This is a genomic window from Pseudomonas sp. GW822-FHT03F04 (assembly GCF_058801405.1).
Map to the genome: position 1 here is coordinate 113,876 of NZ_JBXANF010000008.1, position 22,027 is coordinate 135,902.

Annotated in this window: 26 protein-coding genes and 1 tRNA gene; 7 read left to right on the top strand and 20 right to left on the bottom strand. The window is 57.4% G+C overall.

The features are described 5' to 3' along the window. Window positions 1-131: 131 nt before the first annotated feature. Both rtcR and AC1RMX_RS19890 read left to right on the top strand, forming a co-directional pair. Window positions 132-1,751 carry an RNA repair transcriptional activator RtcR gene (gene rtcR, locus AC1RMX_RS19885; RefSeq protein ID WP_493072814.1) on the top strand — a complete coding sequence of 540 codons (1,620 nt, stop codon included), beginning with the start codon at window positions 132-134 and terminating at the stop codon, window positions 1,749-1,751. Then, the gene (locus AC1RMX_RS19890) at window positions 1,726-1,935 is read left to right on the top strand and encodes a hypothetical protein (RefSeq protein WP_096821281.1); all 210 of its coding nucleotides are present in this window, start codon (window positions 1,726-1,728) and stop codon (window positions 1,933-1,935) included. The genes rtcR and AC1RMX_RS19890 overlap by 26 nt, the downstream gene beginning before the upstream one ends. A gap of 52 nt (window positions 1,936-1,987) precedes the next feature. On the opposite strand, the gene AC1RMX_RS19895 is transcribed toward AC1RMX_RS19890, so the two are convergent. Next, window positions 1,988-2,416, bottom strand: a complete 429-nt coding sequence (locus tag AC1RMX_RS19895; RefSeq protein ID WP_255261930.1) for a hypothetical protein — start codon at window positions 2,414-2,416, stop codon at window positions 1,988-1,990. A gap of 122 nt (window positions 2,417-2,538) precedes the next feature. Here AC1RMX_RS19895 and AC1RMX_RS19900 point away from each other — a divergent pair, with 122 nt between their 5' ends. Beyond that, window positions 2,539-2,877 (top strand): YceK/YidQ family lipoprotein, encoded by a 339-nt coding sequence (locus tag AC1RMX_RS19900; RefSeq protein ID WP_096821280.1) that lies wholly within the window; start codon window positions 2,539-2,541, stop codon window positions 2,875-2,877. Window positions 2,878-3,059: 182 nt separating this feature from the next. Here the strand turns inward: AC1RMX_RS19900 and AC1RMX_RS19905 are convergent. The 9 genes from AC1RMX_RS19905 to thrS all read right to left on the bottom strand — a co-directional run bounded on the left by AC1RMX_RS19905 (window position 3,060) and on the right by thrS (window position 10,513). Continuing rightward, window positions 3,060-3,136: transfer RNA gene (locus AC1RMX_RS19905), tRNA-Pro, on the bottom strand. Between the two features lie 89 nt (window positions 3,137-3,225). Further along, complete coding sequence (locus AC1RMX_RS19910; RefSeq protein WP_003179985.1) at window positions 3,226-3,582, bottom strand: MerR family transcriptional regulator; 357 nt, start codon at window positions 3,580-3,582, stop codon at window positions 3,226-3,228. Then, window positions 3,563-3,865 carry an integration host factor subunit alpha gene (gene ihfA / locus AC1RMX_RS19915; protein ID WP_002553164.1) on the bottom strand — a complete coding sequence of 101 codons (303 nt, stop codon included), beginning with the start codon at window positions 3,863-3,865 and terminating at the stop codon, window positions 3,563-3,565. Before ihfA ends, AC1RMX_RS19910 begins: the two co-directional genes overlap by 20 nt. A 3-nt stretch (window positions 3,866-3,868) precedes the next feature. Continuing rightward, window positions 3,869-6,247, bottom strand: a complete 2,379-nt coding sequence (pheT, locus tag AC1RMX_RS19920; RefSeq protein ID WP_493072816.1) for a phenylalanine--tRNA ligase subunit beta — start codon at window positions 6,245-6,247, stop codon at window positions 3,869-3,871. Between the two features lie 26 nt (window positions 6,248-6,273). Next, a complete protein-coding gene (gene pheS, locus AC1RMX_RS19925; RefSeq protein ID WP_085712031.1) occupies window positions 6,274-7,290 on the bottom strand; it encodes a phenylalanine--tRNA ligase subunit alpha in 1,017 nt (338 codons plus the stop codon). Window positions 7,291-7,399: 109 nt separating this feature from the next. Next, window positions 7,400-7,756, bottom strand: coding sequence for a 50S ribosomal protein L20 (rplT, locus tag AC1RMX_RS19930; protein ID WP_007913489.1), 357 nt, complete (start codon window positions 7,754-7,756; stop codon window positions 7,400-7,402). 28 nt (window positions 7,757-7,784) lie between these two features. Then, on the bottom strand, window positions 7,785-7,979 hold the full coding sequence (gene rpmI / locus AC1RMX_RS19935; RefSeq protein WP_002553160.1) for a 50S ribosomal protein L35: 195 nt from the start codon (window positions 7,977-7,979) through the stop codon (window positions 7,785-7,787). 60 nt (window positions 7,980-8,039) lie between these two features. Continuing rightward, window positions 8,040-8,591: a translation initiation factor IF-3 gene (infC, locus tag AC1RMX_RS19940; protein WP_170929410.1), complete on the bottom strand. Its 552-nt coding sequence runs from the start codon at window positions 8,589-8,591 to the stop codon at window positions 8,040-8,042. Beyond that, window positions 8,591-10,513, bottom strand: coding sequence for a threonine--tRNA ligase (gene thrS, locus AC1RMX_RS19945; protein WP_096821278.1), 1,923 nt, complete (start codon window positions 10,511-10,513; stop codon window positions 8,591-8,593). The genes infC and thrS overlap by 1 nt, the downstream gene beginning before the upstream one ends. Before the next feature lie 382 nt (window positions 10,514-10,895). On the opposite strand from thrS, the gene AC1RMX_RS19950 reads away from it, so the two are divergent. Both AC1RMX_RS19950 and AC1RMX_RS19955 read left to right on the top strand, forming a co-directional pair. Beyond that, a complete protein-coding gene (locus AC1RMX_RS19950) occupies window positions 10,896-11,195 on the top strand; it encodes a hypothetical protein (protein ID WP_096821277.1) in 300 nt (99 codons plus the stop codon). A 292-nt stretch (window positions 11,196-11,487) separates the two neighbouring features. After that, entirely contained in the window at window positions 11,488-11,700 is a 213-nt protein-coding gene (locus AC1RMX_RS19955; RefSeq protein WP_003179963.1) for a cold-shock protein, read from the top strand. Between the two features lie 72 nt (window positions 11,701-11,772). Here AC1RMX_RS19955 and AC1RMX_RS19960 read toward each other — a convergent pair whose 3' ends face one another. Then, window positions 11,773-12,090, bottom strand: coding sequence for an I78 family peptidase inhibitor (locus AC1RMX_RS19960; protein ID WP_096821276.1), 318 nt, complete (start codon window positions 12,088-12,090; stop codon window positions 11,773-11,775). Between the two features lie 165 nt (window positions 12,091-12,255). Next, the gene (locus tag AC1RMX_RS19965; RefSeq protein WP_192560243.1) at window positions 12,256-12,561 is read right to left on the bottom strand and encodes a hypothetical protein; all 306 of its coding nucleotides are present in this window, start codon (window positions 12,559-12,561) and stop codon (window positions 12,256-12,258) included. Between the two features lie 131 nt (window positions 12,562-12,692). Here AC1RMX_RS19965 and AC1RMX_RS19970 point away from each other — a divergent pair, with 131 nt between their 5' ends. Further along, complete coding sequence (locus AC1RMX_RS19970; protein ID WP_085712027.1) at window positions 12,693-12,905, top strand: hypothetical protein; 213 nt, start codon at window positions 12,693-12,695, stop codon at window positions 12,903-12,905. A 33-nt stretch (window positions 12,906-12,938) separates the two neighbouring features. Here AC1RMX_RS19970 and AC1RMX_RS19975 read toward each other — a convergent pair whose 3' ends face one another. The 8 genes from AC1RMX_RS19975 to AC1RMX_RS20010 form a co-directional block, all read right to left on the bottom strand. Further along, window positions 12,939-13,967, bottom strand: a complete 1,029-nt coding sequence (locus AC1RMX_RS19975) for a nucleoside hydrolase (RefSeq protein WP_096821274.1) — start codon at window positions 13,965-13,967, stop codon at window positions 12,939-12,941. Between the two features lie 44 nt (window positions 13,968-14,011). Further along, window positions 14,012-14,416, bottom strand: coding sequence for a D-ribose pyranase (gene rbsD / locus AC1RMX_RS19980; RefSeq protein ID WP_096821273.1), 405 nt, complete (start codon window positions 14,414-14,416; stop codon window positions 14,012-14,014). Further along, window positions 14,413-15,330, bottom strand: coding sequence for a ribokinase (gene rbsK, locus AC1RMX_RS19985; protein ID WP_096821272.1), 918 nt, complete (start codon window positions 15,328-15,330; stop codon window positions 14,413-14,415). Before rbsK ends, rbsD begins: the two co-directional genes overlap by 4 nt. Before the next feature lie 24 nt (window positions 15,331-15,354). Beyond that, a complete protein-coding gene (locus tag AC1RMX_RS19990; protein WP_096821271.1) occupies window positions 15,355-16,374 on the bottom strand; it encodes a LacI family DNA-binding transcriptional regulator in 1,020 nt (339 codons plus the stop codon). A 3-nt stretch (window positions 16,375-16,377) separates the two neighbouring features. Beyond that, window positions 16,378-17,355 carry an ABC transporter permease gene (locus tag AC1RMX_RS19995; protein ID WP_025111208.1) on the bottom strand — a complete coding sequence of 326 codons (978 nt, stop codon included), beginning with the start codon at window positions 17,353-17,355 and terminating at the stop codon, window positions 16,378-16,380. Next, window positions 17,352-18,905, bottom strand: a complete 1,554-nt coding sequence (locus AC1RMX_RS20000) for a sugar ABC transporter ATP-binding protein (protein WP_085732496.1) — start codon at window positions 18,903-18,905, stop codon at window positions 17,352-17,354. Before AC1RMX_RS20000 ends, AC1RMX_RS19995 begins: the two co-directional genes overlap by 4 nt. Before the next feature lie 55 nt (window positions 18,906-18,960). Then, complete coding sequence (locus AC1RMX_RS20005; RefSeq protein ID WP_493072819.1) at window positions 18,961-19,920, bottom strand: sugar ABC transporter substrate-binding protein; 960 nt, start codon at window positions 19,918-19,920, stop codon at window positions 18,961-18,963. 202 nt (window positions 19,921-20,122) lie between these two features. Beyond that, entirely contained in the window at window positions 20,123-20,572 is a 450-nt protein-coding gene (locus tag AC1RMX_RS20010) for a hypothetical protein (protein ID WP_102621546.1), read from the bottom strand. A gap of 348 nt (window positions 20,573-20,920) precedes the next feature. Here AC1RMX_RS20010 and AC1RMX_RS20015 point away from each other — a divergent pair, with 348 nt between their 5' ends. Then, window positions 20,921-22,009: an asparaginase gene (locus AC1RMX_RS20015; RefSeq protein WP_493072820.1), complete on the top strand. Its 1,089-nt coding sequence runs from the start codon at window positions 20,921-20,923 to the stop codon at window positions 22,007-22,009. Window positions 22,010-22,027 lie beyond the last annotated feature (18 nt).

Consider the following 22,027-nt stretch of genomic DNA (forward strand, 5'->3'; position numbering starts at 1 on the left):
CAGAAAATAATTTAACTATTTGATTTATATAGATATTTATTATTATTGCGATGATCTCATAACGTTAAGCACGACAAACCGATTCGCCGAACACTATCATTGAATATCGTCTTTTATCTTTTGAGATAGCTATGCAAAACAAGCGCACTGTTGCCATCGGTTTTATCGGAGCAACCCTCGATCGCGTGGGTAAAGGTGCCAATCGCTGGAACCACTGGCGCCCGAGCGTGGGCCTGTGCCAGCAGCCGGATGTGTTGATTCATCGACTGGAACTGATTCACGGCACAGACGCCCGAGACGCCAGCCTGGCCGAGCGAGTTCGCGAAGACATTCGCCAGGTATCGCCCGAAACCGAGGTCCGCCTGCACCCGATGGCGCTGCGTAACCCGTGGGATTTCGAAGAGGTTTATGGCGCGCTGCATGACTTCACCACCGAATACACCTTCGATACCGAACGCGAGGACTATCTGGTCCACATCACCACCGGCACCCATGTGGCGCAGATCTGCTGGTTCCTGCTGACCGAGGCGCGCTACCTGCCGGCACGACTGATCCAGACCTCCCCCGCCCGCCGCAAGAGCGAAGATGAGCCGGCCACCGGCACTCACGCGCTGATCGATCTCGACCTGTCGCGCTACGATCGCATTGCCACTCGCTTTACCAACAAGCGCCTCGAAGGCCTGGAGTTTCTTAAATCCGGCATCGCCACACGCAACGCCGCGTTCAACCGCTCCATCGAACAGATCGAACGCGTCGCCGTGCGCTCGAAAGCGCCGATGTTGCTGATCGGCCCGACCGGGGCCGGCAAATCCTTCCTCGCTCGACGGATCTACGAACTCAAGCGCGGCCGCCATCAAATGCAAGGACGCTTCGTTGAAGTGAACTGCGCCACCCTGCGCGGCGACGGCGCGATGTCCGCGCTGTTCGGCCACGTCAAAGGCGCCTTCACCGGCGCGCAGAATGCCCGCGACGGCCTGTTGCGCGCCGCCGACGGCGGCATGCTGTTTCTCGATGAAATCGGCGAACTGGGCGCAGACGAACAAGCCATGCTGCTCAAGGCCATTGAAGAGAAGCGCTTCTTCCCGCTCGGCTCGGACAAGGAAGTCGACAGTGACTTCCTGATCATTGCCGGCACTCACCGCGACCTGCGCAGTCGTGTCGCCGAAGGCCTGTTCCGGGAAGACCTGTACGCACGAATCAATCTTTGGACATTTGATCTGCCCGGCCTGGCCGGCCGTCGAGAAGACATCGAACCCAACATCGATTTCGAGCTCGAGCGCCACGCACGCGAGCACGGTCAACTGGTACGTTTCAACCTTGAGGCCCGCAAGCGCTATCTGACCTTTGCCAGCTCACGCGAAGCTGCATGGCTGGGCAACTTTCGCGAACTTTCGGCCTCGATCACGCGCATGGCGACACTGGCCGACAGCGGGCGAATTGATGAAACGCAAGTGCAGGAAGAAATTGATCGACTTCGTTATGCCTGGGGGCTGAAGCAACCGGCAGGAGTGACGGACGATTTACCGGGAGATGCCGAAGGCATGGACCTGTTTGATCGGTTGCAATTGAAGGCCGTACTGGCAGTGTGTAGAGAGTCAGATAGCTTGTCGGATGCTGGCAGGCGCTTGTTCGGCGTGTCCCGACAGGCGAAGGCGCAGCCCAATGATGCCGACCGATTGAGAAAGTATCTGGGACGGCTTGGGATTGAATGGAGCCAGGTGACCGATGCCAAAGAATCAGCCGCAAAGTAAAACAGCAGCGACCGCTGCTGAAATAGAACGCTCGATCCAGACCCTAAACAAAATGGCGGAACGCCTCTGGGGTGACGGACGCGAGGCCGAGGCCAAGGCACTCCTTGATGCGCTGGATGCGTTGAATCGGGCACTCGACAGAATCAGGATTGGAGAAAGTCGCAGGGCTGCGACGCTCCATTAAGATGAACGCCAGGACAGACAACCGAACCAGGGACAATCTACAACAGCATGAATCACTTGCGCTCGGAAGACTGACCGATCTCCTCGCGAGTCGGCATAGTCCAGTCCGAAGCGCGCCGTTCATAAATAGAGTCTTCGTGCTTATGGCCGTCGTAGCCGAACATCAGCAAATACAATCCAAACGCTGTTGCCGCCAATATCGCCCTGCCAATCGGGCTGGCATCTTTAGCTAAACCACCCGGCCCAATGGCCACCCAACCGCCCCGCAGGTAATTGAAGACGGCTTGCATAAACCAAGCTTGCATCGCCAGGGAGAGCCAGAACAGGCTCCATTCTCCTGTGTAGCGCACAAAGGCATTTACCACAGCTCCTGCAACCATCAAGGCCAGTATCCAGTAGCGAAAACGCTTGAGGAAAATCAGGGTGCTGTTCTTGTGCTCCATCCCTCCCTCACGCTTGAACTCAACAGGCTTCTCAACCATGCACACTCCTTGTATCGCGACATAATTTACCAATTCGCAAAAACGTGTCACGACTTTGAAATTGGAAGCTACCACCCCATCCATTCAGCTACCATTCAGATCTTTCGAATGGAGTCGACCAAATGAACTTTAGATTCTTTCTGTTGATGCTCGCAGCCGTTTCAGCGTCGGGATGCGGAACGATCAACACAACCTTCCGGGATGATGCCGTAGCGAGTAATAAACTGGCTCGCTGGCATTCCCACTGCGACTCGGTATCCCGCGTCTACGGCGGCACCATTTTTGACTACTGCACCCTTGATGCGGAGCCACGCCGCAGCAATGGTTTCGATGGACACCCTGCTCCAGCATTAATTGTCCTGGATATGGGAGCGTCAGTGGTCGCAGATACTCTCGTATTGCCATACACCATTTATTTGCAAAACAAGCACGGCGATATCAAGAAGGCTCGTTTCGAATAACAGGGCAAACTGATCAGGTCAGGCCTGAACTTGAACCGATTTTAAACATTCAGAAAGGTGCCGCGACTGGCCTGGCTCGATGGCCGATCCCGTCACTGATCTGAAGAATCGAGGAGCCCCGCAAAAGTCACGCACATGAAAAAGCCCAACTCGCTAAAGTTGGGCTAAGTCATTGAATTATATGGTCGGGACGGAGTGATTCGAACACTCGACCCCTAGCACCCCATGCTAGTGCGCTACCGGACTGCGCTACGCCCCGACTAGGCGTGAAACTCGCTCCCCATCTCGAAGAACGCTCAAGAATATATCGCAAGCTTTTGAAAACTGGAAGTATTTAAAAGCAGGAAATTATTTCTTGAGAACCACCAGAACATCTTCGAGCTCGGCGATCATCTGGCGGATCATTTGCTTGTATTGGGTTGTGTCGTCTTTGGCCTCATCACCGGACAGCCGCAGGCGCGCGCCGCCGATGGTGAACCCTTGATCGTAAAGGAGCGCGCGGATCTGCCGGATCATCAGCACGTCCTGGCGCTGATAATACCGGCGGTTTCCGCGGCGTTTGACGGGGTTGAGCTGAGGAAACTCCTGCTCCCAGTAGCGCAGCACGTGTGGCTTTACCGCACACAACTCGCTGACTTCACCGATGGTGAAGTAGCGTTTGCCCGGGATGACGGGTAGTTCGTCGTTATGACTTGGTTCCAGCATAAGCCTCAACTCGGGCTTTCAACTTCTGCCCTGGACGAAAGGTGACCACACGGCGAGCCGTGATCGGGATTTCTTCCCCCGTTTTCGGGTTGCGGCCAGGCCGCTGGCGTTTGTCCCGAAGGTCGAAATTGCCGAAACCCGACAATTTGACCTGCTCGTTGTCTTCAAGAGCGTGCCTGATTTCCTCGAAAAACAGTTCTACCAATTCCTTGGCTTCCCGCTTGTTCAGGCCCAGCTCTTCATACAGACGTTCCGCCATCTCAGCTTTCGTCAAAGCCCCCATACGTCACTTCCTTAACGTGGCGTTCAACCTTTGTTCGAGCGAGGTGAGGATATTTTGCGTCGTCGAATTCACCTCATCGTCATTAAGAGTGCGCGATGGATGCTGCCAGGTCAAGCCGACTGCAAGGCTTTTTCTATCAGGATCAATACCTTTACCCTGATACACGTCAAATAGCCTGAGGTCTGTCAGCCATTCGCCTGCATTTTCACGGATTACGTCCAGTACAGCCGAGGCTGCAACGTCTTTGTGCGCAATCAGTGCAAGGTCACGACGCACTTCAGGAAAGCGCGACAACTCGTGGAATTTAGGCATTTTGCCGAGTGCCACTTCAGCCAGAACCAGCTCGAAAACGAAGACCGGACGGTCGAGACCGAGAGATTTCGACAGCTCAGGGTGAATCGCGCCGATAAAGCCGACTTCACGCCCTTCACGTTCAATGCGCGCGGTTTGACCCGGGTGCAGTGCCGGGTGCTTGCCCGGAGTGAAAGTGAACGAATCCAGCGCACCGGCAAAACCCAGCACCGCTTCCACGTCGGCCTTGACGTCGAAGAAGTCCACGGTATCGCGACCTTGCGCCCAGCCTTCCGGCAAACGGCTACCGCAGACAACACCAGCCAGCATCGGCTCTTGCTTCAGGCCTTCCAGCTGACCGACGAAGCGCAGACCGCTCTCGAACAGACGGACGCGATCCTGCTGACGATTCAGGTTGTGCTGCAGCGATTTAACCAGACCCGGCCACAGCGACGAACGCATCGCAGCCATGTCATTGGAGATCGGGTTCGCCAACAGCAGTGGTTCAACACCTGGGCTGAACAGCTCAAACTGTTTTGGATCGATGAAGCTGTAAGTGATCGCTTCCTGATAGCCACGAGCGACCAGCAGACGGCGCAGCTCCGGCAGATCGCTACGCGCTTCGGCCTTGGCCTGCGGCGCCAAACGAGCTTGCGGGTAACGAACCGGCAGACGGTTGTAACCGTACAGACGCGCCAGCTCTTCGATCAGATCGACTTCCAGGCTGATATCGAAGCGATGGCTTGGCACTTCTACGCGCCACTGCCCTGCTCCCTCGGCGGAAACTTTCAGACCCAAAGCGTTGAGCAGACGCTCGACTTCGGCCGAATCCATTTCCATGCCCAGCATCTGGGTGATGCGCTGAGCGCGCAGAGTGATCGGCGCGATCGACGGCAAGTGCTGCTCGCTGACGGTCTCGATGATCGGACCCGCTTCGCCACCGGTGATTTCCAGCAGCAGGCCAGTGGCGCGCTCCATGGCTTCACGGGCCAGTTGCCAGTCCACGCCACGCTCGTAGCGGTGCGAAGCATCAGTGTGCAGACCGTAAGAGCGAGCCTTGCCCGCCACAGCGATCTGATCGAAGAATGCACTTTCGAGGAACACGTCACGAGTGGTCGCGGACACGCCGCTGTGCTCGCCACCCATCACGCCGGCAATCGCCAGAGCGCGAGTGTGGTCGGCGATTACCAGCGTATCGCTACGCAGGCTGACTTCCTGACCGTCGAGCAATACCAGCTTCTCGCCTTCCTCAGCCATGCGCACACGAATGCCGCCGTTGATTTCAGCGAGGTCGAATGCGTGCAGCGGTTGACCCAGCTCAAGCATCACGTAGTTGGTGATGTCGACCGCAGCGTCAATGCTACGCACTTCGGCGCGACGCAGACGCTCAACCATCCACAGCGGCGTAGGCTTGGACAGGTCAACGTTGCGGATGACACGACCCAGGTAACGCGGGCACGCGGCAGGCGCCAGCACTTCGACCGAGCGCACTTCGTCGTGCACGGCAGGAACCGTGAGAACCACTGGGCGAGTGACCGGAGCGTCGTACAACGCGCCGACTTCACGAGCCAGACCGGCCAGGGACAGGCAGTCGCCGCGGTTCGGAGTCAGGTCGACCTCGATGCTGGCGTCTTCCAGATCCAGATAAACACGGAAATCTTCGCCCACCGGCGCATCGGCCGGCAGCTCCATCAGACCGTCATTGCCTTCACCGACCTGCAGCTCGGTTTGCGAGCACAGCATGCCGTTGGACTCGACGCCACGCAGCTTGGCTTTCTTGATCTTGAAATCGCCCGGCAGCTCGGCGCCGATCATTGCGAACGGAATCTTCAGGCCCGGACGCACGTTTGGCGCACCGCACACGACCTGGAAAGTTTCCGTGCCATTGCTGACCTGGCAAACACGCAGCTTGTCGGCGTCAGGGTGCTGCTCGGTACTCAGTACCTCGCCCACCACTACACCACTGAATGCACCGGCGGCCGGCGTAACGCTATCGACCTCAAGACCGGCCATCGACAGACGAGCAACCAGCTCGTCGCGACTTACCTGCGGGCTAACCCAGCCACGCAGCCATTGTTCACTGAATTTCATCCTGCTCTCCTAAGAATTCGTTACGACTAGCGAAATTGCGCGAGGAACCGCAAGTCGTTGTCGAAGAACAGACGCAAGTCGTTCACGCCGTAACGCAGCATGGCCAGACGCTCGACGCCCATGCCGAAGGCAAAGCCCGAGAACTCTTCCGGATCAATCCCGGACATGCGCAGCACGTTCGGGTGAACCATGCCGCAGCCCATCACTTCCAGCCAGCCGGTCTGTTTGCAGACGCGGCAACCTTTACCGCTGCACATCACGCATTCCATGTCGACTTCAGCGGATGGCTCGGTGAACGGGAAGTAGGAAGGACGGAAACGCACCGCCAGTTCTTTTTCGAAGAACACCCGCAGGAACTCTTCGATAGTCCCTTTCAGGTCGGCGAAATTGATGTCGCGATCGACCAGCAGGCCTTCGACCTGGTGGAACATAGGCGAGTGGGTGATATCGGAGTCGCTGCGATACACACGGCCTGGGCAGACGATGCGGATCGGCGGCTGTTGCGATTCCATGGTGCGGACCTGTACCGGCGAGGTATGGGTGCGCAACAGCATGTTCGCATTGAAATAGAAGGTGTCGTGCATCGACCGGGCCGGGTGATGGCCTGGGATGTTGAGCGCCTCGAAGTTGTGATAATCGTCTTCGACCTCAGGACCTTCGGCAATGCCGTAGCCGATACGGGTGAAGAACTGTTCGATACGTTCCAGAGTCCGGGTTACTGGATGCAGACCACCGGAGGTCTGGCCACGGCCCGGCAGGGTTACGTCAATGGACTCGGCGGACAGTTTGGCAGCCAGTTCGGCTTCCTCAAACAGAGCCATGCGCGCATTGAGAACGCCTGTGACACGTTCCTTGGCAACGTTGATCAGGGCGCCGACTTGCGGACGCTCCTCTGCCGGCAAATTCCCCAGGGTCTTCATCACCTGAGTCAATTCACCCTTTTTGCCAAGGTATTGAACCCGGATTTGCTCCAGGGCATTGATATCTTCAGCGCTTTGCACAGCCTCTAGTGCTTGAGAGACCAGCGCATCCAGGTTTTCCATGTACAGACTCCAGATACAAAATAGGGGAAGAGCTTGAAGGCTCTTCCCCTATTTATGACGTTTACCACCTGACCCCACAGAGGTGAGGCCGGGTGACTGTCGGGGGTACTTAAGCCAAGGTGGCTTTAGCTTTCTCGACAATCGCGGCAAACACCGCTTTTTCGTTCACTGCCAGATCAGCCAGAACCTTACGGTCGATCTCGATGGACGCTTTTTTCAGGCCAGCGATGAAACGGCTGTAGGACAGACCGTTAACACGAGCACCAGCGTTGATACGAGCGATCCACAGAGCGCGGAACTGACGTTTTTTCTGACGACGGTCACGGTAGGCGTATTGGCCTGCCTTGATTACCGCTTGCTTGGCAACACGGAATACGCGCGAACGTGCACCGTAGTAGCCTTTAGCAAGTTTCAGAATTTTTTTGTGACGCTTACGGGCAATGACGCCACGCTTTACACGAGCCATGAGTTACTTCCTCTATTCTTGACTAAAATTAACGAAGGCGCAGCATGCGCTCGACTTTTGCCACGTCAGACGGATGCAGCAAGCTGCTACCGCGCAGTTGACGCTTACGCTTGGTCGACATTTTAGTCAGGATGTGGCTCTTGAAAGCGTGCTTGTGCTTGATACCGTTAGCAGTTTTCAGAAACCGCTTAGCAGCACCACTTTTCGTTTTCATCTTTGGCATGTTCGGATACTCCGCATTCAGTTGATAAACATAATCAGAAGGCCTGCCGTGCCCTGTTGATTACTTCTTCTTTTTCGGGGCGATGACCATGATCAGCTGGCGTCCTTCCATCTTAGGATGCTGTTCGACCGAACCGTACTCGAGCAGGTCAGCTTCAACCCGCTTGAGGAGTTCCATCCCCAGCTCCTGGTGGGCCATCTCACGGCCGCGGAATCGCAAGGATACCTTGGCCCTGTCCCCGTCACTCAGGAAACGTACCAGGTTGCGCAGTTTTACCTGGTAATCCCCTTCCTCCGTCCCTGGACGAAACTTGATTTCTTTTACCTGAATCTGCTTCTGGTTCTTCTTCGCCGCAGCAATCTGCTTCTTCTTTTCGAAGATCGATTTGCCGTAGTCCATCACACGGCAAACCGGTGGGACTGCGTCTGCAGAGATTTCTACCAGATCAAGCTTTGCTTCTTCAGCAATACGAAGCGCTTCATCAATCGAGACGATGCCAATCTGCTCGCCATCAGCGCCAATTAACCGAACCTCGCGTGCCGAGATATTCTCGTTGATCGGGGCTTTCGGTGCAGCTCGTTTATCTTGTCTCATTTCACGCTTAATAATAATTACTCCGAATCTGGGCGACCACGCCGGGAAACCGCTTGCGCGAGAAACTCAGCGAACTGGGCGACGGGCATCGAGCCCAGGTCAGCACCTTCACGAGTACGCACAGCGACAGTCTGCATCTCGACTTCCTTATCCCCAATAACCAAGAGATATGGAACCTTGAGCAAAGTATGCTCGCGGATTTTAAAGCCGATCTTTTCATTTCTCAAGTCAGACTTGGCACGAAACCCGCTTTCGTTGAGAGTTTTTTCGACCTGAGCAACAAAATCTGCCTGTTTATCAGTGATATTCATGATCACTGCCTGGGTTGGCGCCAGCCACGCAGGGAATGCACCTTCGTAGTGCTCGATCAGAATCCCGACGAAACGCTCGAACGAACCGAGGATCGCACGGTGCAACATGACCGGATGCTTGCGGCTGTTGTCTTCGGAGACGTATTCGGCACCAAGACGCACTGGCAGGTTGAAATCGAGCTGCAAAGTACCACATTGCCACACGCGACCGAGGCAATCTTTCAGCGAGAATTCGATCTTCGGACCATAGAATGCGCCCTCGCCCGGCTGCAGATCGTACGGAAGGCCCGCGCTATCAAGGGCCGCGGCCAAAGCAGCTTCGGCGCGATCCCACAGCTCGTCGGAACCAACGCGTTTTTCCGGACGAGTGGACAGTTTCATCTCGACGTCGGTGAAGCCGAAGTCGCGGTAAACATCCATGGTCAGCTTGATGAACGCGGCGGATTCGGCCTGCATCTGCTCTTCGGTGCAGAAAATGTGGGCGTCGTCCTGGGTGAACGCACGCACACGCATGATGCCGTGCAGCGCACCCGACGGTTCGTTACGGTGGCAGGCACCGAACTCGGCCAGACGCATCGGCAGTTCGCGGTAGCTCTTCAGCCCCTGATTGAACACTTGCACGTGGCAAGGGCAGTTCATCGGCTTGATCGCGTAGTCGCGGCTTTCCGACTCAGTGGTGAACATGTTGTCGGCGTAGTTGGCCCAGTGCCCGGACTTTTCCCACAGGCTACGGTCAACGACTTGCGGCGTCTTGATCTCGAGATAGCCATTGTCGCGCTGCACCTTGCGCATGTACTGCTCGAGTACCTGGTACAGAGTCCAGCCATTCGGGTGCCAGAACACCATGCCCGGCGCTTCTTCCTGGGTGTGGAACAGGCCCAGGCGTTTGCCGATCTTGCGGTGATCGCGCTTTTCAGCTTCTTCGATTCGCTGGATGTAGGCAGCCAGCTGCTTCTTGTCAGCCCAAGCGGTGCCGTAAACGCGCTGCAATTGCTCGTTCTTGGCATCACCGCGCCAGTAAGCGCCGGACAGCTTGGTCAACTTGAAGGATTTCAGGAAGCGGGTGTTCGGCACGTGCGGACCGCGGCACATGTCGACGTATTCTTCGTGATAGTACAGGCCCATGGCCTGCTCATTCGGCATGTCCTCGACCAGGCGCAGCTTGTAGTCTTCGCCGCGAGCCTTGAACACTTCGATCACTTCGGCACGCGGAGTGACTTTCTTGATAACGTCGTAATCGGTATCGATCAGCTGTTGCATGCGCTGTTCGATGGCCGCCATGTCGTCCGGCGTAAAAGGACGCTCGAAGGCGATGTCGTAATAGAAGCCTTCGTCAATGACCGGACCGATGACCATTTTGGCCGTCGGGTACAACTGCTTGACCGCATGGCCAACCAGGTGGGCGCAAGAGTGGCGAATGATCTCCAGCCCCTCTTCATCCTTTGGCGTGATGATTTGCAGCGTTGCGTCGCTGTCGATGATGTCGCAGGCGTCGACCAGCTTGCCGTTGACCTTGCCGGCCAGGGTGGCCTTGGCCAGGCCTGCACCGATAGAGGCGGCGACCTCGGCTACGGAAACCGGGTGATCGAATGAACGTTGACTGCCGTCGGGAAGAGTAATAGTTGGCATGGCGCCTCCTCTCCTAGTGGTGACCCCTACCAAAGGTCACGTGGGTTGGGATGAGCCAGTACAAGATCCGATCCAGGCCATTCAATGACGAACGCCTGCCTTACAGCGGCAGGAGCCTTGCGGCCAACCGGAAAACCGAACCAGAGTGACTGGGATTCAAATCAGAGTATTCGTACGCCGCCGCTTCCGGGACTGAAGGTCATCCGGAGCCTGCGAACGCCCGAGTCGGGCATCCTAGCACAGATGAACGGTCACAGCGGCGAACGAATTGAGCCAGCCCCTGATTGCTCATTTTAACGGTGCGCAGTGAACTTGAGATGTACGGCTAACCTCAAATGGGCTGAGAATTACCCCGAATTACTCAAACCAAGGAGTTTCAGACATGCGCCTTATCCGACTTTTCGCCTTCGCGGCTCCCCTGGCAATGCTGCTGCCACTGAGCGCTCAGGCTGCCTGGCCTGCGGGCGTGAAAGAGCAATACATGAATGACTGCACCAAAGCCGCCAGCCAAAGCGTCAACCCGACCGTGGCCAAGCAGCACTGCACCTGCGGTGCCGACGTCCTGGAGAAGAAATTCACCTCCCAGGAAATCGCTCAACTGATGGACAAGAACACTCCGCCAAGCGGCGAGCTGGGCCAGCGCGCACTGAAAGAAATCTCGGTTTGCCGAGTGCAGAAATAATCTGTGGCGAAGGGATTTGCGGGCGCTCTGCAGGCCGGAACCGGTCAAAATGACCCTGAATCCGATATTTTACGCAGGTTTTATAGGTTTTTTTACACCCCTTCGTTTCGGCTGAAAGCCGCTGAAACCGGGGGTTGTAGCCATTCAGAATGTCGAAACATCCGCAATATGAAAGCAAACAGCACGTCCGGGGGGCTACCAAAGCGAACATTTCGACTATGATACTCCGGTGTGCCCAGTTGGCCTGAGCAGCACAGTACTACTGAAAATATATGTTTCTTGGAGATACACCATGTCTAATCGCCAAACCGGCACCGTTAAATGGTTCAACGATGAAAAAGGCTTCGGCTTCATCACTCCTCAAGGTGGCGGTGACGACCTGTTCGTACACTTCAAAGCTATCGAATCCGACGGTTTCAAAAGCCTGAAAGAAGGCCAGACCGTTTCCTTCGTGGCTGAGAAAGGCCAAAAGGGTATGCAAGCTGCACAAGTTCGCCCAGAGTAATTTCTCGGCGCACTAAAAAAACCCCGTCCATGTGACGGGGTTTTTTATGGGCGCTACAAAATCCTGTGCGACTCAGCCGCAGCTGGCCCGGGTAACCACCAGATTGCTGTCGGTATTGAGGTTCAGCCGATCAGAACGGTATTCCAGGGTGATCATGTCGTCAGGCTTGAGGAACCGGGCATTCTGCGCGCCGGCTTTTTTGCGCGCCTGCTCCAGCAATTCCGGCGAAGCCTTTTTGCCGACGGTGAACTCCGCAGCTGTTGCCTCGCAACGACTGTGACCGGTTTCGGCCGCCACGGGATCCTTCTGCGACTCACTGGAGGTTGTGTTGCAGCCAGCCAGCATGGCAACCGCCATCAGAGTACCCAGTGACGCGAGCTTCCAAGGCATGAAGCCTCCTTTTTCAATAGTTGAGCGAACATCGTGCGACCGCCGATACAGCGTTTGGTTTCATGACTTGCGCCACTCCCCTGCCCCACGATCAGAAAAACGGCGAGTTTGCCTGAGCTACGCCTGATACTTCATCACACAATCGTCACTGAATATGAACAGCGCTCAGTAGACGTCAATGTAGTCATAGGGCGGGTTCGGCCAGTTGTCCTTGAGCGCGTTGAATATCTGCATCACCCAGACCTCATCGCTCGCTGCAACGTTGCCCACATAGCCCGAACCCTTGGCCCAGGTTTCCAGACGAAACGACAAGCCATCGATATCCTGACCACCCGTGACGCCCGAAGAGATATACGCAATGCCGCCTTTGGTCACACGCAATTGGGTGTGCTCATCATCACTGGCAGAGGCCAGCATCAGACGCACAGCATCCAGCGTCAGGCCGCCGGGGGAATTCAAATCGATCTGCACAGCTCAGTCCTTGGTTTTTCGGAGACGACCAAGTGTCGCATAGCCCTGCGCTCATGCCTAAGTCGCAGTGCCAAACGCCGGACAAAGTGGTTAACTCAAAACTCCAATCCCGTGACCTTCCGAGCCCCATCATGACGACCGTAAGCATCTCAGCCGACATCAAGGCCCACTGGCCACAAGGCCATAGCTCTTACAGTCCGGGCAGCCCGGAGGAATTGGCACTGATCAGCATCGACCTGCTGGTCAAGACACTGGGAACGCAAGCCGCGCAATCATTTATCGCCCAGCTGTTCGAGAAGTATCCGGATGACTTCAAAGGCACATCGGACATCGAGAAAGAATAAAGGCCCGCAGGCTGGCACCTGCGGGCCTGTCGCTTACTTCAGACGTTTCAGGCGTTCGGTCAACAGATCGAAGAAGCCCTGAGCATCACCATTTTCCACCCAGAAGGCATTTTTCGGGGCTTTCAGGCCGTCATACCAGTCGACGATGGTCTGCCCGAAGGTCGGACCTTCACGGCTGTCGACCACCACGTTCACCGAACGGCCGGTGAACAGCTCTGGTTTGAGCAGGTAAGCCACGACCGTAGCGTCGTGCACCGGGCCACCCGGAATACCGTAGTGTTCCATATCGCCCTTGATGTACTCGTTGAGGATGTCGCCAACAATCTTGCTCGCATTGTTGTTCAGCGCCGCGATCTGCTTCAGGCGCGCATCGCTGGTGAGGATCTTGTGGGTCACATCCAGCGGCAGGTAAGTCAGTTTCACGCCGCTTTTGAGCACGACTTCAGCCGCTTGCGGATCGGCATACAGGTTGAACTCGGCCACTGGCGTGATGTTACCGCCGTTGAAATGGGCGCCGCCCATGATGACCACTTCCTTGATGCCCTGAACGATTTCCGGCTCCTGGATCAGCGCCAGTGCCAGGTTGGTTTGTGGCCCAAGCATGGCAATGGTGATGCTGTGCGGCTTGGCTTTTTTCAGGGTGTCGATCAGGTAGTTGACCGCATTGCCTTCAGCCAGGCCTTTTTTCGGTTCGTGCACGGTGACACCCGACAGGCCTTCCTTGCCATGGATGTTCTCGGCGTAGATCGGCGTGCGCATCAACGGTTTCGGTGCGCCGGCGTAGACCGGCACCTCTTCGCGCCCTGCCCACTCACGAGCCAGTCGCGCATTGCGAGAGGTCTTGTCGAGACGCACGTTGCCAGCCACGGTGGTCAGCGCGCGAATATTCAGTTCCTCTGGCGATGCCAGAGCAAACAACAGGGCCACCACATCATCGGCACCCGGATCGGTGTCGATGATCAGATCGATCTTTTCCGCCGCCTGGGCGCCGGTCGCGGTTATCACGGACAAAAGCAGAAGACTCCGGATCAGTTGGTGCATTTTTTGAGCATAGCGGTGCATGGCGCATTCCTTGTGCATATGAAATCGAAAGGGTCTGAACCCGATTAAAATGTTACCCCGGCCACCAACACGATGTTGCAGTACGGCTGACATTCGCCTGTACGAACAATCGCTCGCGCCTGTCGGCTGAGAACCTTGAATTGCTCGTGACTGAGCAGATCGCGTCGCCCGATTGCACCTTCTTCATTCAATGCGTCCAGCGAAGCCAGCGCAGTAGGTTGTTTGTCGAAGATTTCCTGGGCGAGCACATGACTCTCCACCTGCATTTCGCTGAGCACGACCTTCAAGGTGCTGACGAAATCCGGAACACCGTGGGTCAGCGCGAGGTCGATCAACTCGACGCCCGGCGGCACGGGCAAGCCGGCGTCACCGATCACGACCATGTCGCCATGACCAAGGGAGGCGACAAGCCGGGACAGCGCGATATTGAGCAAAGGAGTCTTTTTCATGCGGGTTTGAACGCCTGTACGTCAGATGAAGTAGGAATGGACGGCTGGGCACCCGCTCGAGTGACCGACAGCGCCGCAGCTATCTGACCAAAACGAATGGCCTCGGCTTCGGCTTTGCCAGCGGCCAGCGCTGCCGCGAAACCGCCGACGAAGGTATCCCCGGCAGCCGTGGTATCGACCGCCTTCACTTTGGGTGCAGGAAAATGCTGGTAACCCGCAGCATTGGCGAACAATGCCCCCTGAGCACCCAACGTGACGATCACGTTGCCGGCGCCCATGGAAATCAGCCGAGCAGCCGCTTTTTCAGCGCTTTGCAGCGAGTCCACCGGCAAACCGCTGAGGGCGGCAGCCTCGCTTTCATTGGGAATCAGGTAGTCGATGGAGGCAAACCAGTCTGCCGGTAGCGGACGGCTGGCCGGGGCCGGGTTCAGGATCACTGTCTTGCCCAGTTCGCGACCGCGCTTGAGCGCATGACCGACGGTAGCATCGGGAATTTCCAGCTGACAGATGATGACATCCGCCGCCTGCAGCACCGCGTCGAACCGGTCGATCACCGCTGGCGTCATCGAGCCGTTAGCCCCGGCGACGATGACGATCGCATTCTGACTGTTGTCATCGACCACAATCAGCGCCACGCCACTGGAGTCCTCGACGACGCTGACCGCTTGGCAATCGATCTGCTCGGCCAGCAATGCCTCGCGCAATTGCACGCCATAGTCGTCATTGCCGACACAACCGATCATCGACACCTGCGCGCCCAACCGGGCAGCGGCCACCGCCTGGTTGGCACCCTTGCCACCCGACACCGTGGCGAACGAATGACCGATCAGTGTCTCACCACCCCGGGGCAAACGAGGCGCCCGGGTGACCAGGTCCATGTTCAGGCTGCCTATTACCACTACATTTGCGGGCATACATCACTACTCATCAATTCGGTTTCAGCGATATTCGGTAAACACGCCAGCCAGCGGCGCAGTCGACTCTCGCAAGACAATACTCGGGGTCACGATCCGCTGATCAGTGGCCAGATCCGGGGTAGTAATTCTTCGCAGCAACACTTCTGCCGCCATCTCTCCCAGTTGCAGGATCGACTGACCAACAGTGGTCAGCGCCGGATACACGTAACGGCTCATCTGGATATCGTCGAAGCCGATTACCGACAGTTCGGCGGGTACGCGCACATTGCGCTCGGCGGCAGCTCGCAATACACCGATGCCAATCATGTCGTTGCCGGCAAAGATTGCGCTCGGAGGATTGCGCTCAAGCAGAGCCGCAGCTGCGTTATAGCCGCCCGTGCTGGTGAAATCGCTTTCCAGCATCCGCGATGGCGGCACTTCAATACCCGCCTCTTTCAAGGCGCGGCAAAATCCGGCCTGACGCATTTGCGCAACACTGGTGCTCGCCGGGCCGCCAATGGTGGCGATATCACGATGTCCAAGCTCGATCAGGTGCCTCGTTGCCAGATAGGCGCCATATTCATGGTCGATGCGCACGAGATCGGCGTCCACCCCTTCCAGGCCCCGATCAACGATCACCATCGGCGTCTTGACCCCGGCCAGCCCCTGCACCAGGCCACTGTCACCGCCAGCGGAGGCGACGATCAAGCCATCGATACGCTTCTCCAGCAACACCCGCAGATAGCTGCGCTGTTTTTCCGGGTTGTCGTCGGAGTTGCAGAGAATCACGCAGTAGCCATTACGCTCACAGTAATCCTCGATCCCGCGCGCCAGTTCGGCAAAGTACGGGTTGAGGCTGTTGGGCACGAGCAAGCCAATGGTCGCAGTCGTCTTGGCCTTCAGCGATCGGGCGACGGCGCTCGGTACATAGTCGAGGCTCTTGATCGCCGCCTCGACTTTCAGCCGCACCTCCTGACTCACCGGCCGGGTGTTGTTCACAACATGGGAGACGGTCGTGTAGGAAATTCCCGCAAGCGCCGCCACATCCTTGATCGTCGCCATGTCTCAGCCCCGCCGGCTTGCGCGCTGGCTACGATACGTATCGAGCACTACCGCGATGACGATCACTGCACCGGTGATGATGCGCTTGGTCGGCTCGGTTGCGCCGATCTGCGCCAGACCGGCCGCCAGCACGGAAATGATCAATACGCCGAAGAACGTACTGATCACCGAACCACGGCCGCCCATCAGACTGGTACCGCCAATCACCACAGCAGCGATGACTTGCAGCTCAAGGCCTGAACCGGCGTTCGGGTCGGCAGCTTCCAGACGGGAAATCTGGAACAGCGCCGCGATCCCCGCCAGCAGCCCCATCAGGCTGAACACCAGAATCTTGTACGGTTTTGGGTTGATGCCCGCCAGCCGCACCGCTTCCTCATTGGTACCGATACCGATCAGGTAGCGACCGAACACGGTCCGGGTCAACACCGCTTGAGCAATGAAGATCACCAGCAAGGCAATGATGAACGACGGCGAAATGCCGAAAGCGATCGGGTTCGACAGCCAGGCGAATGAATCACCGATGTAGGCGGTACGCGAACCGGTCATCTGATACGCCAGACCCCGGGCCATCTCCAGTACACCGAGCGAAACGATAAACGACGGAATTCGCCAGGCGACCGTGATCGAGCCAGTCACCGTGCCGGCCAGTGCCGCCACTGCCATGCCAAGCAGCGCAGCCGGCAAGACACTCCAGCCCCAGCCCAGAATCGCCACGCTGACGGTCGATGCCGCAAGCGCCAGCACCGAACCCACCGACAGGTCGATCCCGCCGATGATCAGCACGAAGGTCATGCCCACCGCCAACACCATCAGGTCGGGGATCTGGTTGGCCAGGGTGCTGAAGGTGTTGTACGACAGGAAGTGGCTGCTCATGACCGAGAACAGCGCAACCATCGCCAGCAAGGCACCGGCCAGGCCCAGGTAAGTACCCAGGCCGTAGAAGTTGCCACTACGTTTACCGGCAGAAGATGCAGTTTTCATGGGAGATCCCTAGGCGCTGCTTCGTTGAGCAACGCATCACGTTTTTGGTAGCCGGCGAACGCGGCGGCAAGCAAGTCATCCTGGGTCCAGCTGTCACGCTCGAACGTGTCGATCAGACGCCCCGCCGACAGCACCCCGATGCGGTCGCAGATCAGCATCAACTCGCGCAGGTCGCTGGAGACCACCACCAGCGCCTTGCCCTGCCGGGTCAGTTCGCCGAGCAGGTTATAAATGTCGAACTTGGCGCCGACGTCGATACCGCGAGTCGGCTCATCGAACAACAACACCGAACAGTCTCGCTCCAGCCAGCGGCCGATCACGACTTTTTGCTGGTTGCCGCCGGACAATTCGGATACGAGTTGAGTCGGGCTCGAACTGCGGATGCGCATGGCGTCGATCTGCCGTTTGGCCAGAGAGATTTCGTCACCGTTGTTGACGAAACCACCGCTGGAAATTTCCGGCATATTGCCCAGAGCAATGTTGGCGCTGATCGACTGGCTCAGCAGCAGGCCTTCACCCTTTCGGTCTTCAGTGATCAGGGCAATGCCGTTACGCACCGCGTCGACCGGCGAGCGGATACTCACTACCTGCGCCGGCGAACCGAGAGCAACGCTTCCACTGTCGGCGAGATCGGCGCCGAAGATCAGGCGCAACAGCTCCGTGCGCCCCGCCCCGATCAATCCGGAAATGCCAAAAATCTCACCGGCGCGCACTTCAAAGGACACATCGCGCACCTTGTCGGAGCGAGTGAGGCCTTTGACCGTCAGCGCTGGGGCACCGATATTGCGCGGGCCCATGTCCATGTGTTCGCCCAGTTCGCGACCGACCATCAGGGTGACCAGTTGCTCGCTGTTGTAGTTGGCCATCGGTTCGACGCAAACAAGGTTGCCGTCACGCAACACGGCGATACGCTGCGCAACGCGAGCCAGCTCTTCAAGGCGGTGGGAGATGTAGATGATCGCAACGCCGCGCGCCTGCAGCCGGGTGATCTGCTCGAAGAGCATTTCGACTTCGCGAGCGGTGAGCATCGCGGTCGGCTCGTCGAGGATCAGCACATGGCAATCACCGATCAGGTTGCGCGCAATCTCGACCATTTGCTGGTGACCGATGCCCAGCTCACCGACCAGCGTGTCCGGGTCGATGGCATCCAGGCCGACCTGAGCCATTGCCTCGATTGCAGCTTTGCGCAGTTGTTTGCGACTGATCCAGCCGCCGTTGCTCGGCAGGTTGTCGAGAAACAGGTTTTCCGCCACCGAAAGGGTCGGCAGCAGATTGAGTTCTTGCATGACCATGCGCACGCCAAGCTCTTCGGCCTGGGTACGGCTACCGGGGCGATACTCCTTGCCCTGGAACTGCATCTGCCCGGTGGTCGGGGTTACCAGGCCACCAATGATCTTCGACAGGGTACTTTTACCGGCACCGTTCTCGCCGGTCAGCGCCAGCACTTCACCGCGCATCAGCGTCAAGTCGATGCCGGTGAGCACCGGCTGCGCATAGGTCTTACCGATACCGCTGACCGAGAGGACAGCGTTCGGGGCGGAAACTGACATAAAAACTCTCCATGCGCTCGCCCGGACGGACGAGCGCCATTGTGTCGCCGAAGGACTACTTCTTGGTGACCAGCTCGACCGGGGTTTCGATGACGCCGTTGGCGCCACTGTCGACTTTCTCGCCCTTGATGATTTTCAGCGCGGTCTCGATGCCGAAGACGGCCTGTTTGGCGGCGAACTGATCGGCGGTTGCCAAGACACGACCATCCTGCAGCATCGGCTTGATGGCGTTGATGTTGTCGTAACCGACCACTTGTACCTGCCCGGCCTTGCCGGCAGCACGCACAGCGGAAACAGCGCCGACGGCCATGCTGTCGTTACCGGCCAGCAGTGCCTTGACGTCCGGGTACTCACTGAGAATCGACGCAGCTACCTTGTTGCCCTTGTCGATTTCCCAATCGCCGGACTGCAGGGAAACAATCTTGATCTGCGCGGCTTCCATCGCATCCTTGAAACCAGCGGTACGCTGCTGGGCGTTGGTCGTTGTGGAAACGCCCTCGATGATGCCGACTTCGTCACCGGCCTTCAGCTGCTTGGCCAGGTACTCGCCCACCAGACGTGCACCCTTGCGGTTATCCGGGCCTACGAACGGTACGGAGATATTTTTGCTTTTGATGACAGCCGGATCGAGTTGGTTGTCGATGTTGATCACGGTGATACCGGCATCGACGGCTTTCTTGATCACCGGCACCATGGCCTTGGAGTCAGAAGGCGCGATGACCAGTGCATTGACCTTCGCCAGAATCATCTGCTCGACGATGCGGGTCTGGCCTGCTGTGTCAGTTTCGTCCTTGATGCCGTTGGAGATCAGGTCGAAATCGGCGGAGTGTTCTTTCTGGTAAGCCTTGGCGCCGTCTTCCATGGTGAGGAAGAATTCGTTGGCCAGGGACTTCATGACCAGTGCGACTTTTGGTTTTTCCGGGGACTCGGCGAAAGCCGAAGAGACGGGCAGTGCGGCGGATGCGGCAGCCAACATGGCGACAGCGAGAAGACGTCCAGCGAATGGCAGCTTCATGAGTTCACTCCGATCTTATGATTATTGTGAGCAACGCTTGCGCTGGCGTAAGCTTCGCTGCGTTCCACGACGAGTTCAACTCATCGCGAAGGCCGCGCAAACGTTTGCGTAGACCGAACTATGCGAACCCTGCCCCTATTTGTCAACAATCAGAAATCGGTTTTGATTGTAGGGCGAATCTGCATATTCGCCCCTTGAATGCTCAAGCCGTGGTGTTGACCAGGTTGCCGCCAGACGAACCCTTGGACATTTCCTTGACCAGAGCAGCCGAGACTTCCAACAGCGCACCGCTTGTTTGAGCGATCTCCCCCTGAACGGCCATGACCGCCTGCGACTTCGCTTCCGGAGTCGGATAGCTCGCGGCTTGTGCCGCGGCCAGTCGCTGTTGCTGCTCTTGCAATTGCTTCTGTAATTCCTGCATCCGCTTCAGCAACATCTTGACGGTGAGGCTCAGGTTATCGCCTTCCCCTTCAGCCTTGCTGCCTTCTTGTGCGGGACCGCCGGTCTTGACCTGATTGCTCTCTGGTTTTTCTGTGCCCAGCGCTTCGGTTGAAGCATCCGCTTGCGCTTCACTCATCGCATTGATCGTTGCTGCGGTTTTGCCGCCGATGGTGACGGCACCGGGGTTTGAAAAACCGATCGTCAGTGACATGTGAACTCCCTCAATTCCAGTTTCCTTTACCACCCATCGGCCTGTGGGAAGCTTTCTTTAGCAGAGAATCCAAATCCGGCAACCTCACTTGTCCTGCAAAAGACGTAGTCCTTTTCGGAGAGCCGAACACGAAAACCTTCCTTGTTCGGAATACCGGATAAACGATTCAGCCAGAAACTCGTCAACTCATAAAATATTGATATAAATCATCAAGTTAAACATTTCTCTAAAGCAAAGTACGGCTGGTACAGATCCTGCTCCCTCCCTGCACCCCTGGCATTCAGATCGGCCCGGGGCGCATCTAGATGAACCTGCACCAGCACCGTCTCACTACTAGAGAGAAAAATAATGAAATCTGCTTTCAACACATTGGTCCCGGGCGCTTTGGCCCTGTTGCTGCTCCTGCCCTCCGCCCTTCAGGCAAAAGAAGTCGAAACCCAGACCAAACTGGCCAACGTGGTGGTCCTTGCCACAGGCGGCACCATTGCCGGCGCTGGCGCCAGTGCGGCCAACAGCGCTACCTATCAGGCCGCCAAGGTTGGTATCGAACAATTGATCGCCGGCATCCCTGAGCTGAGCAAACTGGCGAATGTGCGTGGCGAGCAAGTCATGCAGATCGCGTCGGAAAGCATCACCAATGAAAACCTGCTGCAACTGGGTCGCCGCGTATCCGAACTGGCCGACAGCAAAGACGTCGATGGCATCGTCATCACCCACGGCACCGACACCCTGGAGGAAACCGCCTACTTCCTGAACCTGGTGGAGAAAACCGACAAGCCGATCATCGTTGTCGGCTCGATGCGCCCAGGCACCGCCATGTCGGCGGACGGCATGCTCAACCTGTACAACGCAGTCGCCGTCGCCAGCAGCAAAGAAGCCCACGGCAAGGGCGTGCTGGTAACCATGAACGATGAAATCCAGTCCGGCCGCGACGTCAGCAAGATGATCAACATCAAGACCGAAGCGTTCAAGAGCGCATGGGGCCCGCTGGGCATGGTGGTCGAAGGCAAGTCCTACTGGTTCCGCTTGCCAGCCAAGCGCCACACCATGGATTCGGAATTTGACATCAAGAACATCAAGAGCCTTCCCGACGTAGAAATCGCCTATTCCTACGGCAATGTCGGCGACACCGCCTACAAAGCCCTGGCTCAATCCGGCGCCAAAGCCATCATCCACGCCGGCACCGGCAACGGCTCGGTGTCTTCTCGCGTCGTCCCGGCCCTGCAGGCCCTGCGCAAGGATGGCGTTCAGATCATTCGTTCTTCCCACGTCAATGCCGGCGGCTTCATTCTGCGTAACGCCGAACAGCCTGACGACAAGTACGACTGGGTCGTGGCTCACGACCTGAACCCGCAGAAGGCCCGCATCCTGGCGATGGTCGCCCTGACCAAAACCAACGACAGCAAAGAGCTGCAACGGATGTTCTGGGAGTACTGATTCACCCTCGCCCGGTCT